We start from the raw sequence: 12,050 nt of genomic DNA on the forward strand, positions 1-12,050 counted from the left end.
GGCCGAGGCGGCGAAGACCGTCATCGCGGTGGAGCGGCTGACGCGGCGGTTCGGCGATTTCACCGCCGTCGATGCCGTGAGTTTCGAGGTGCGCCGCGGCGAGATCTTTGGCCTGCTCGGCGCGAACGGGGCGGGAAAATCGACCACGTTCCGCATGTTGTGCGGCCTGCTGCCGCCGAGCGAGGGGCGGCTCGACGTCGCCGGCTACGATCTGCGGCGCGCGGCGGCGGCGGCGCGCGGGCGGATCGGCTACATGGCTCAGAAATTCTCGCTCTATGGCGACCTTACCGTCGCGCAGAACCTGACCTTCTTCGCCAGCGCCTATGGGCTGCGCGGCGGGCAGCGGGCGGCACGGATCGGCTGGGCGCTGGCGGAATTCGGGCTGGAGGCGATGCGCGGGGCGGCCGCGCGCGACCTGCCGCTCGGCTACAAGCAGCGCCTCGCCCTCGCCGCGTCACTGATGCACGAGCCGGACATCCTGTTTCTCGACGAGCCGACCTCGGGTGTGGACCCGCTGGCGCGGCGGGATTTCTGGCGGCGGATCAGCGCGCTGGCGGAGGCCGGGGTGACGGTGCTGGTCACGACCCATTTCATGGAAGAGGCCGAGTATTGCGACCGGCTGGTGATCATGGCGCAGGGGCGCATTCTCGCCGAGGGCACGCCGGCCTCGATCCGCGCCGCGGCGGCGGACGCGGCCCGGCCCGACCCGACGATGGAGGACGCGTTCATCGCCGTGATCGGCGCGGCCGAGGGGAAGGCGGCATGAACGGCGCGGCGCTGCGGCGGGTGCGGGGGTTGATGCGCAAGGAGGCGCTGCAGATCCTGCGCGACCCGTCCGCGCTCGCCATCGCCTTCCTGCTGCCGGCGATCCTGCTCTGGCTGTTCGGCTACGGCGTGACGCTCGATGCGCGGCGGGTGCCGCTCGGCATCGTGGTGGAGCAGCCGGGGGCGCTCGCCGCGAGCTTCGCCGCCGGGTTCGACCGCTCGCGCTATTTCGAACCGCACCGCTACCTGACCGGCCAGGCGGCCGAACGGGCGATGGCGGCGCGGAAGGTGGACGGGATCGTCTGGCTGCGGGCCGATTTCGGCCGGCAGGCGCGCGGGTCGGCCGGCGCGCCGATCGGCGTCATCATCGATGGCGTCGATGCCAATACCGCGCGGCTGGTCGAGGGCTATGTCCAGCAGGTGTGGGCCGGATGGGTCGCGGCGGAGGCGGCGCGGCAGGGGGTGCGCGATCCGCTGCCGCTCGATGTCCGCCCGCGCGTGCGGTTCAACCCCTCGGTCAACAGCCGGCATTATCTGATCCCCGGCCTGATCGCGCTGATCATGACGCTGACCGGCGCGCTGCTGACGGCCCTCGTCATCGCCCGCGAATGGGAACGCGGGACGATGGAGGCGCTGATGGTGACGCCGGTGGCGTTGCGCGAAATCCTGATCGCGAAGCTCGTGCCCTATTTCGTGCTCGGAATGGGCGGGATGCTCGGCTCGGTCGCGATCGCGGTGTTTCTCTTCGGCGTGCCCCTGCACGGCTCGATCGTGGTGCTCAGCGCCTGCGCCGCGCTGTTCATGCTGGCCACGCTCGGTATGGGGCTGGTGATCTCGACGGTGGCGCGCAACCAGTTCGTCGCCGGGCAGATCGCGCTGATCACCACCTTCCTGCCGGCCTTCATCCTCTCGGGCTTCGTGTTCGACCTGCACAGCACGCCCGGCTTCGTCCAGGCGATCTCGCATGTGGTGGCGGCGCGATATTTCGTTGCGATTTTGCAATCCGTATTCCTGGCGGGCGATGTCTGGGCCGTCATCCTGCCGAACGCGGCGGCGCTCGTCGTGCTCGCGGCGATCTTTCTCGGGCTGGCGCGGGCGCTGGCGCGCAAGCGGCTGGACTAGGCGGATGGCGCGCATCATCGCCCTCATCATCAAGGAGCTGCAGGCGATCCTGCGCGACCGCAGGGGCCGCGTGGTGCTGTTCGCCGCGCCGCTGATCCAGCTGATGGTGTTCGGCTATGCCGCGACCTTCGACCTCAACCGCGTGCCGGTCGCGATCTACAACCAGGATGGCAGCCAGGCCTCGCGGGAACTGGTCGCGCGGTTTCTCGGAGCGCCCACCTTCGAACTGGCGGACACGCTGCACAGCGACCACCGGATCGACGCGCTGATCGATTCCCGCGCGGTGCAGATGGTGCTGGTGATCGGCCGGCACTTCACGCGCGACCTGCTGAGCGGGCGGGCGGCGCCCGTGCAGGTGATCGTGGACGGGCGGAATTCCAACACCGCGCTGATCATCGTGGGATATGCGAACACGATCCTCACCCGCTTCGGCGATGACTGGCGGGCGGCGCGGGGCGGGCGCGGGCCGCCAGCGCATCTCGTGATGCGGGCGCGCTACAATCCGGCGCTGCGCTCGCAATGGTTCGTGGTGCCGGGCATCGTCGCACTGCTCACCCAGGTGGTGACCCTCGTGGTGATCGGGCTTTCGGTGGCGCGCGAGCGCGAGGCGGGAACCTTCGACCAGCTGCTGGTGACGCCGCTGACACAGCTCGACATCCTGATCGGCAAGAGCGTGCCGGGGCTGCTGATCGGCATGGTCGAGGCCACGGTGATCATTCTCGCGGCGGTGTTCTGGTTCCACGTGCCGCTGCGCGGGAACATCGTGGCTCTCTATGTCGGGCTGCTGCTGTTCGTCACCGCCGTGACCGGGGTGGGGCTCGCGATTTCGGCGGTGTCGGCCACACAGCAGCAGGCGCTGCTCGGCGCGTTCCTGTTCATGGTGCCCTCGGTGATCCTGTCGGGCTTCGCGACACCGATCGCCAACATGCCGCTCTGGGTGGAGCGGATCACGCTGGTCAACCCGCTGCGCTACATGCTGGTGATCGTGCGCGGCGCGTTTCTCCAAGGGGCGGGGTTCGGCACGCTCGCCGGCCAGTTCTGGCCGATGGCGGCGATCGGCGCGGTCAATCTCGGCCTCGCGGCCTGGCTGTTCCGCAAGCGCACGACATGATTTTGCGCCCGCGTGATGCGGGCGACATGATTTTCCGGCCGCATGATCCAGATCAAGGCGGATACGTTTTTTAACAGGCATTTCGGATACGCCTTTTGACGCCGGCCCGACGGCCCCGCGCGGGAGGATCACCAGCGAAGGGATTTCAGATTCATGTTTTGCTTTCAGTGTGAACAGACGATGCGCTCCGAGACGGGAGCAGCGGGTTGCGGCGGGCCGAAAGGCGTGTGCGGCAAGGACGAGGCGACCGCGGACCTGCAGGACGTGCTGATCCATCAGCTCAAGGGCATCGGCCAGTATGTGACGCGGCTGCAGGCACTCGGCCGCCGGGACGCCGAGGCGGACAGCTTCATTCTCTATGCGCTGTTCACCACGCTCACCAATGTGAATTTCAACCGGGCCCGCTTCGTTGAAATGATTGCCACGGCGGCGCGGCTGCGCGACCGGCTCCGCGACGCCTATGCGGAGGCGGCGAGCGAGGCGGGGCAGACCCCGGAGGCGCTGGGTGGCGCCGCCGCGTTCATTCCCGCGGATTCGCTGGTGGGCCTGCTGGCGCAGGCGAATGTCGCCAGCGTGCGCGCCGGCGCCGAGGCGGTCGGCGAGGACGTGATCGGCATGCGCGCCCTGCTGCTCTATGGCCTCAAGGGCGTTGCCGCCTACGCTCACCATGCCGAGGTGCTGGGCGAGACCCGCGAGGCGATCGCCGACGGGGTGGCGCGGGTGCTCGACCTGCTGGCCGGCGGTCCGGTCGATCTCGAACTGATGCTGGAAGAGGCGCTGGCGCTGGGCCGCGTCAATTTCACCGTGATGGAGGCGCTCGACGCCGCGAATACCGGCACCTATGGCGCGCCGACGCCGACGCCGGTGCGGATCACGCCGGTCGAGGGCAAGGCGATCCTGGTCTCCGGCCATGACCTGCGCGACCTGCACGCGATCCTGGAGGCGACGAAGGATACCGGCATCAATGTCTATACCCATGGCGAGATGCTGCCGGCGCACGGCTATCCGAAGCTGCACGCCTATTCGCATCTCGCCGGCAATTACGGCACCGCCTGGCAGAACCAGCAGACCGAGTTCGCCGCCTTCCCCGGCCCGATCGTGATGACCTCGAACTGCCTGATCGAGCCGCAGCCGCTTTACCGCAACCGCATCTTCACCGCCGGGCCGGTGGGCTGGCCGGGGCTGCGGCATATCGCCGATGGCGATTTCTCGCCGGTGGTGCAGGCGGCGAAGGCGCTGCCGGGCTTTACCCGCACCGAGCCGGAGAGGACGGTCACCACCGGGTTCGGGCGCGAGGCCGTGCTGGGGGCGGCGGAGCAGGTGATCGGCGCGGTGAAGGCCGGCGCGATCCGCCATTTCTTCCTGATCGGCGGCTGCGACGGCGCTGCCCCCGGGCGCAACTACTACACCGAGTTCGCCGAACAGGCGCCGGACGACACGGTGGTGCTGACGCTCGGCTGCGGCAAGTACCGCTTCAACACGCATGAGTTCGGCACGATCGGCGGGTTGCCGCGGATGCTCGATATCGGCCAGTGCAACGACGCCTATTCCGCGCTGGTGATCGCCCAGGCGCTGGCCGGCGCCTTCGAATGCGGGGTGAACGACCTGCCGCTGTCGCTCGTGGTCTCGTGGTTCGAGCAGAAGGCGGCGGCGGTGTTCCTCACGCTGCTCGCCCTCGGGGTGCGCAATGTCCGCCTCGGGCCGACGCTGCCGGGCTTCCTGACGCCGGCGCTGCTCGACATTCTGGTGAACCGCTTCGGGGTGCGGCCGATCACCTCGGCCGAGGCCGACATTGCCGACGCACTCGCGCCGAAGGCGGCGGCCTGACGACCACAAGCCGGGACGGCCACGCGCCGCCCCGGCCCCCGCATCCGAACCAGGGATCGACCCCAGGAACCGAACGATGAACGACATCACCCTTCTCACGCGCGACGGCGCGAGTCTCGACGTCGCCTGCCCGCCGGGCGAAACCGTGCTCGCCGCCGCCGAGGCCGCCGGGCTGTTCCTGCCCTCGATGTGCCATGAAGGCAGCTGCGGCCTGTGCCGCGCCGAAATCGCCAGCGGCGACCACGATGCCGGCGGGCAGCCTGGCGAGACGATCACCCGCGACGTGCTGCTCTGCCAGTGCCGCCCGACCTCCGACATGACGGTGGCCTTGCCTTATGCCGAGTCGGCGATCCTGCGGCACCGCGCGCCGACCCGCGAGGCGGTGATCGAGCGGATCGCGCCGGCGGGCGCGAGCGCCGTTTCGCTCGCCCTGCGCCTGCGGCCGGACGCCGAACTCGGGCAGGCCGCCGATTTCGTGCCCGGCCAGTACATGGAGGTGGCGATCCCCGGCACCGATATCCGCCGGGCCTATTCGCTGGCCAACCTGCCGAACTGGGACGGGCGGGTGGAATTCCTGATCCGGCTGGTACCGGGTGGCGCCTTTTCGACCTGGCTCGGAACCGAGGCGAAGCCGGGCGATGCGCTCTCGCTGCGCGGCCCGCTCGGCCGTTTCGTGCTGGACGACACCAGCCCCCGACCGCGCTGCCTGGTGGGCGGCGGCTGCGGCCTCGCGCCACTGCTCTCGATGCTGCGGCACCTCGCCGAATTCCAGGACATGCAGGAAACCCACCTGATCTTCGGCGCCAACCGCGAGGCCGAACTGTTCGCGACCGACGAGATTGCGGCATTGGCCGCGCAACTGCCCTGCCTCACCGTCACCACCGCGATCTGGCATCCCGAGGGAGACTGGAGCGGATTTACAGGCACATCGGCCGAAGCGCTCGATTCATGGCTCTCCAACGCCGCCACGCCGCCGGACATCTATGTCTGCGGCCCGCCGAAGCTGGTCGAGGCGGTGGTGACGACGGCACGGTGGCATGGCGTGCCGGAGGCGCAGATCCTCGCCGAGCAGGTCCAGCTGCGTTGATCCGGACCGGCCGTGGCGATAGTGAGGACAGATGCATCTCACGATGTTCACCGATTACGGTCTGCGCACGCTGATCTTCCTCGCCCTGCGGCCGGAACGCCAGGCGTCGATCGCCGAAATCGCCGCTTCGTACGACATTTCGGATCATCACCTGACCAAGGTCGTGCATGCCCTTGGCCAGGCCGGCCTGGTCGAGACGATCCGCGGCCGGCATGGCGGGATGCGCCTTGCCCGGCCGGCTGCGAATATCGGGCTTGGCGAGGTCATCCGGGCGATGGAACCGGGCCTGGCGCTGGTCCCCTGCCAGGAGGGCGGGCGCTGCGCGATCGGCGGGTGCTGCGATCTTCAGGCCGTGATGAATGAGGCGCGGGACGCGCTTCTGGGCGTGTTCGACCGCTATACGCTCGCCGACGTCGTCTCGCCCGGAAACCCCAGGCTGATGCGGCGGCTGGGCCTCGCGATGTCGAGCGAAGCCGGAACATAGAGCGGGCCAAGCCATCGGCCTGCCGAAGGCATCGCCGCGGTCGTTCGTGCCGCGCGCGTGCGACGACAACGACGCACTCAATGATTCCAATGGATTATTGACTTTCCAGGGAATCAGAATGCGTGACGTGAAATTCTCCGGACAGGATCTTCTTTCAAATATCCCGGCGATCCCGATACGCCGCCACCCTCGCCCGCGCCCGGATCATCAATGCCAGCGGCGCATGGCCCATCGCGAGCCGAAGCCAGACCAGATCCCGCGCATGGTCGGCGAAGCTGGTCTTGTAGCGTGCCGCCCCGGCGAGGAAATCGTAAATCTCCAGGCCTTGTTCGGCATAATGCCGGATTGCCAGCGCATGGCAGACCAGTCCCGGCTTTTCGTGCGGCAAAGCCGTGTCGTAGGCGAAGCCGCTCTGATAGGCCGACACCGTCCGGCCGTAGCGGAAATTATACAGATGGCCGATCAGCCGGTCGCCTGCCCTGACGGTCAGCAGATCGGCCGTACCGGCCGCGACACCCCGGGCCAGAACATCAAGATGAAACCGGCAGAACGATGGTGACATCGCCCCCGCTTGGCCGCGCCTCCGCCAGCCCGCGCGGTGCAGATCCGCCATCCGGGCGAAGGCGAGACGGGCGTCGTCCGGCGTCGTCGCCCGATCGAGCGTCAGGGGACCGCTCTGCTCGCAGGCGCGGATCGCGCGGCGGATCTGCCTTCGGCTGTTGGGCGACATCAGCGCCGTGACGTCGCCGCCGCAGGCGCGCACCGGCGCCAGGCTGCGGCGCGGGGCCGGTTGCTGCCGCTCGACCAGCACCGTGCCGAGCCGGCGCAGGCCGGGCAGCGCCTCCGGCGCGATCCCCGGCAGGTAGACGACGCTGGCGCCGAGCCGGCCGATCGCCTGCCACCAGATCCCTGACGCCTCCGGATAGTCGCGATCGACCAGCGGTCCGTTATGCTCGACATAGGGGGCGTCGTATTCCGGGTCGTCCACCGAGGTCAGGCTCAGCGAGCGCGAGAACCCTCTCGCCCGCCGGTGGAAAATCCCGATCGCCACCAGCCGGCCGGCCGCCTCGACGCGCACCACCAGCGGATGGACGAGACCATTGGCCAGCAGGGCGGCGATCCAGGTCCATGAGGTGAAGAAGGAGCCGTCGGCCCGCGCCTCCAGCGCCTGCCATTCCTCGCCAAGGGCGGCGATGTCCGGATCGTCCTCAACCACCACCGTCAGGGCCGGATCGTGATCGGAGCCCGACGGGCTGCGCTTGAAATCGAAGGTTCCACGTGTCATTAAAAAAAAGATAATTCCATAAGAAGATTAAATTGTCATGCCTGAATTGATTTCAGATCTATTTATTGCTCCGGTTCCGGCGCGGCTGCGCGAGCCTAAGCCGGTTGCCACCGTCATCATCGACACGGAAGAGGATTTCGACTGGCTGACGCCGGTCGAGGGTACGCCGTTTGACACGACCTATCTGCATCACCTCGATCAACTGAGCCCCATCCTGCGCGCCTATGGCGCCGTTCCCACGCTGCTGCTGACCTACCCCGTTCTCGAGAATCCAAAAGTCGTGACCCAGTTGCGGCGGATGGCGGAGCGTGGCGATTGCGCCCTCGGCCTGCAGCTTCACGCCTGGATCACGCCCCCTTTCGCCGGGCAGCCGCGCTCGGACCTGTCGTTCGCGAGCAATCTCGATTCTGAAATCGAGGCGCAGAAGCTGGAGAATCTCCACGAGAAGTTCGTGGACTGTTTCGCGATGCCGCCAACCGTGTTCCGCTCCGGCCGCTATGGCCTCGGCCCCCATACCGCGCGGCTGATCAGCAAGCTCGGCGTCTCGATCGATACCAGCCTTGCGCCGAGAACCTCGATGGCCGGCGAGGGCGGGCTCGATTACAGCGCGATCGATTTCGAGCCGTTCTGGTTTGGCGATGACCGCAAACTCCTGGAATTGCCGCTCTGCCGGTCGGTCATCGGCTGGGGCCGGGCGTTCGGCCGCGCGGCTTACAGGTGGATCAACCAGCCGGGCCGCCGGCGGCAGATCCTTGGCGCGGCGCTGGCCCGCCTCGGCTGCGCCGAACGCGTGACGCTCTCGCCCGAGGGCAATGGCGCGGGGGCGGCGCGGCGTCTGACCGACGCCCTGCTCGCGCGGGAGCAGCGCATTTTCCCGCTCAGCTTCCATAGCTCCTCGATCTGGCCGGGCCGGAACCCCTATGTGCGGAGCCGGCGCGACCTGCATCATTTCTACGACGACCTGTCGGCCATGCTGACCGATCTCGCGGACCGGACGGGTTGCCGGTTCGTCCGGACCGATGCCATTCCCGGCCTGCTCGCCCCCGCCGGGCCGCAGCCGATGACCGCGGCGCGGTGATGGCCGGTGGCCGCGTCCTGCTGATCGCCAACAATTTCCCGCCGGTGCGCGGCGGCTCGGCGCTCGTCTACAGCGAACTCGCCCGCCATGCGAACGGCATGGTCGAGGTTCTCGCCCCCCGCACCCATTACGCCGACGATCTGCCGCTGATCGGCTGGCGCGAGCATGACCGGCAGGCCCCGTTCCGCGTGACGCGGCTGATGCTGCTGCGCACGCCTTTGCGCCAGTCGGGCGATGAACCCCCGATCGCCCGGCTGCGCTTCATCGCCTATGACCTCGCCCTGCGGCTGGCGGTGCTCGGCCGCCTCGTCGCGATTCTGGCGACGCGGCCGATCAGTGCGGTCTGCGTCGGCGAATTGATGTCCGGCGCCTGGATCCTGCGGGTGCTGCGGTTCTGGCCGGGACTGCGCCGCGTGGCCTATGTGCATGGCGAGGAAATCACCACCGACGACAATTACGACCCGAGCGGACGCCGCCGCCGCGCCGCGCTCGCCGCCGCCGATGTCATCATCGTGGTCAGCCGCTTCACCTTTGATACCGTGGCATCGATGCTGCCGGGCGCGCGGGACCGGATCCGGCTCATCGAGAATGGCGTCGATTTCGATCGATTCGCTCCCGCGCCGGGCGGCCCGCGCGGCGACCTGATCGAACGCCATGGCCTGCGGGGGCATTTCGTGTTCGTCTCCGTCTGCCGGCTGCTGGAAAAGAAGGGCATCGACAACGCGATCCGCGCCTTCGCGACGCTGCATCGCGCAGATCCGGCGCTGCGGTTCCTGGTGGTGGGCGACGGGCCCTATGCCGGAACGCTGGCGCAGATCGCCGTGGGTGAGGGCGTGGGCGAGGCGGTGGTGTTCGCGGGGGACGTGCCGGATGCCGACCTCGCCGATCATTACCGTCTCGGCGACGTGTTCGTGATGCCCAACCGGGCGCTCGCCTCCGGCGATACGGAGGGGTTCGGCCTCGTGTTCCTGGAAGCCAATGCCGCCGGCCTGCCGGTGATCGCCGGCCGCGACGGCGGCAGCCCCGCCGCCGTGCGCGACGGCGAGAACGGGCTGCTGGTCGACGGTCATTCGGTTCCGGCGATCGCCGCGGCGATGCGTCGCCTGCGCGAGGACGCGGCGCTGCGCGCGCGGCTGGCCGAAGGCGGGCGCGCCCGCGCGAGCCGATCCGACTGGCGGCTGAAGGCGGCCGAATTCATCGCCGCGTGTCATGACGGCGCACGGCCATGAGCGGGGCGGCGGGCGTCATGCCCTGGCCCGGCGCCGGAGCGATGGGCTTTGCCGATCCGGCGCGGGACCTGTTCGGCAGTTTTCTGTGGTTCGACATGATCGCCGGGGCGGCGCGGCCGCGTGATCTGGTGCCCGCCATGCTGACGCAAGATGGGGCGAGCCTGCCGCTATGGTGCCGCTCACGGGCCGGCGCGCTGGTGCCGGTGGCCGGGCTGAACAGCCCCTATACGCTCGTGTTCCGGCCGGGCGGTCACGATCCATCCGCTTTCGCCCGCCATCTCATGGGCCAGGTGCGCGGCATCGTCCGGCTCGACGCGCTCGACCCGGACGATCCGGCCATCGCCGCGCTGGAACGGGCCGCCGCGGCGCATGGCCTCGCGGTCAGCCGGTTCGATCATTTCAGCAACTGGTTCATGCCGGTGGATGGCGATTTCGAGCGTTGGCTCTCCGGGCGGCCGGGGGCGCTGCGCAACACCATCCGCCGGCGGATGCGGGCCGCCGGCGCGTTGCGGTTCCGCTGCTTCGGCTTCGGCGCGGCGTCGCCGGGCGACGGCCCGGAGCCGGAGCCGGTCGATCTCGACCAGGCCGTCGCGCAGTTCGACGCGGTTTATGACCGATCATGGAAGCCCGCCGAGCCCTTCGCCGGGATCAACGCGCGGATCATGCGCGGGCTGGCGGGCGCGGGGCTGCTGCGCGCCGGCATTCTCGCCGATGACGACGGGCCGATCGCCGCGCAATACTGGGCGATCAGCGGCGGCCGCGCCTATCTGCTCAAGCTGGCGCATGTCGAGGGCGCTGTGGCGCGCTCGCCCGGAACGGTTCTGACGGCGCTGATGATCAGGTCGATCCTCGCCGCCGACACCGTGGATCACCTCGATTTCGGGCGCGGCGACGATCGCTACAAGCGCGACTGGGTTTCCCGGCACCGGACCATGGCCGGGCTGCTGCTGATCAATCCGCGCAGCGCCGCCGGCCTTGCCATGCTCGCCCGCGAGCGGCTCGGCGCCCTGCGCCGCGCCCGCCGGAGGCGCGGCCAGACAACCGGCGTTCCCTCATGAAAATTCTCTACAGCCACCGGATCCAGTCGCGCGACGGCCAGTCCGTGCATCTCGAGGACCTGATCGCCGCGTTCCGGCGGGCCGGGCACGAGGTCCTGGTGGTCGGCCCCGGCGCCTATGCCGCGTCGCGCTTCGGCGATTCGGGTGGCGCGGCCGGCGCGCTGCGCCGGCTGCTGCCCGCCGCCATCGGCGAACTCGCCGAGCTGGCCTATAATCTTCCCGCCTTCTGGCGCCTGTGGCGCGCGGTGCGGACATTCCGCCCCGACCTGATCTACGAGCGCTACAACCTGTTTTTCCTCGCCGGCGCCTGGGCCGCGCGGCTGTGCCGCTGCCGCTATTTCGTCGAGGTCAATTCCCCGCTGGCCGACGAGCGCGCGCAGCATGGCGGCCTGCGCCTGCAGGCGGTGGCGCGCGCCGGGGAACGCGCCGTCTGGCGCGCCGCGGACCGGGTTTTCGCCGTCACCCGGGTGCTGGGCGACATACTCGTGGCCGAGGGCGCGCCGGCCGACCGCATCACGATCACGCCGAACGGCGTCGATATCGGCCGGTTTCCCGAACCGGACCGCGCCGCCGCGCATACGCCGGTGCTCGGGTTCATCGGCTTCGTCCGCCCCTGGCACGGGCTCGACCTGATCATCGACGACATGGCTCGCGACAGCGCCCTGCCGCTCGACCTCGTGATCGCCGGCACCGGGCCCGCGCTGCCCGACCTGCGGGCCCGCGCCGCCGCCCTCGGAATCGAGAACCGGGTGCGCTTCGCCGGGCTGGTCGACCGCGAGGCGGTTCCGGCCCTTCTCGCCGGCATCGATATCGCGCTGCAGCCCGCCTCCGTCGCCTATGCCTCGCCGCTGAAGCTGTTCGAATACATGGCCGCGGGCTGCGCCATCGTCGCCCCCGACCAGCCCAATATCCGCGAGGTGCTGACCCACGAGCGCAACGCGCTGCTGGTCGATCCGGGGGATCGGGCGGCGCTGTGGCGCGCGGTGCGCCGGCTTGCCGCCGAC

11 protein-coding genes are annotated in these 12,050 nt (G+C 69.5%); 10 read left to right on the forward strand and 1 reads right to left on the reverse strand.

The features are described from left to right. The 6 genes from APM_RS13490 to APM_RS13515 all read left to right on the forward strand — a co-directional run. A partial coding sequence (locus APM_RS13490) for an ABC transporter ATP-binding protein (RefSeq protein ID WP_007423918.1) occupies positions 1-766 on the forward strand: 766 nt, incomplete at its 5' end. Further along, positions 763-1,887, forward strand: coding sequence for an ABC transporter permease (locus APM_RS13495; RefSeq protein ID WP_007423919.1), 1,125 nt, complete (start codon positions 763-765; stop codon positions 1,885-1,887). The genes APM_RS13490 and APM_RS13495, both read left to right, overlap by 4 nt. A 4-nt stretch (positions 1,888-1,891) precedes the next feature. Further along, complete coding sequence (locus APM_RS13500) at positions 1,892-2,998, forward strand: ABC transporter permease (protein WP_007423920.1); 1,107 nt, start codon at positions 1,892-1,894, stop codon at positions 2,996-2,998. Between the two features lie 153 nt (positions 2,999-3,151). After that, the gene (gene hcp / locus APM_RS13505) at positions 3,152-4,825 is read left to right on the forward strand and encodes a hydroxylamine reductase (protein WP_039888806.1); all 1,674 of its coding nucleotides are present in this window, start codon (positions 3,152-3,154) and stop codon (positions 4,823-4,825) included. A gap of 76 nt (positions 4,826-4,901) precedes the next feature. Further along, positions 4,902-5,912 carry an FAD-binding oxidoreductase gene (locus APM_RS13510; RefSeq protein ID WP_007423922.1) on the forward strand — a complete coding sequence of 337 codons (1,011 nt, stop codon included), beginning with the start codon at positions 4,902-4,904 and terminating at the stop codon, positions 5,910-5,912. A 31-nt stretch (positions 5,913-5,943) separates the two neighbouring features. Then, positions 5,944-6,396, forward strand: coding sequence for an Rrf2 family transcriptional regulator (locus tag APM_RS13515; protein ID WP_007423923.1), 453 nt, complete (start codon positions 5,944-5,946; stop codon positions 6,394-6,396). A gap of 154 nt (positions 6,397-6,550) precedes the next feature. Here APM_RS13515 and APM_RS13520 read toward each other — a convergent pair whose 3' ends face one another. After that, positions 6,551-7,681, reverse strand: a complete 1,131-nt coding sequence (locus APM_RS13520) for a GNAT family N-acetyltransferase (protein WP_007423924.1) — start codon at positions 7,679-7,681, stop codon at positions 6,551-6,553. A 37-nt stretch (positions 7,682-7,718) separates the two neighbouring features. On the opposite strand from APM_RS13520, the gene APM_RS13525 reads away from it, so the two are divergent. From APM_RS13525 to APM_RS13540, 4 genes are all read left to right on the forward strand, one after another. Further along, positions 7,719-8,759, forward strand: a complete 1,041-nt coding sequence (locus APM_RS13525) for a polysaccharide deacetylase family protein (RefSeq protein ID WP_007423925.1) — start codon at positions 7,719-7,721, stop codon at positions 8,757-8,759. Then, entirely contained in the window at positions 8,759-9,988 is a 1,230-nt protein-coding gene (locus tag APM_RS13530; RefSeq protein ID WP_035188470.1) for a glycosyltransferase family 4 protein, read from the forward strand. The genes APM_RS13525 and APM_RS13530 overlap by 1 nt, the downstream gene beginning before the upstream one ends. After that, the gene (locus APM_RS13535; protein WP_007423927.1) at positions 9,985-11,046 is read left to right on the forward strand and encodes a GNAT family N-acetyltransferase; all 1,062 of its coding nucleotides are present in this window, start codon (positions 9,985-9,987) and stop codon (positions 11,044-11,046) included. Before APM_RS13530 ends, APM_RS13535 begins: the two co-directional genes overlap by 4 nt. Further along, positions 11,043-12,050: glycosyltransferase family 4 protein (locus APM_RS13540; RefSeq protein WP_007423928.1), on the forward strand; the 1,008-nt coding region annotated here is incomplete at its 3' end. The genes APM_RS13535 and APM_RS13540, both read left to right, overlap by 4 nt.

The organism is Acidiphilium sp. PM, assembly GCF_000219295.1.
Classification (GTDB): domain Bacteria; phylum Pseudomonadota; class Alphaproteobacteria; order Acetobacterales; family Acetobacteraceae; genus Acidiphilium; species Acidiphilium multivorum.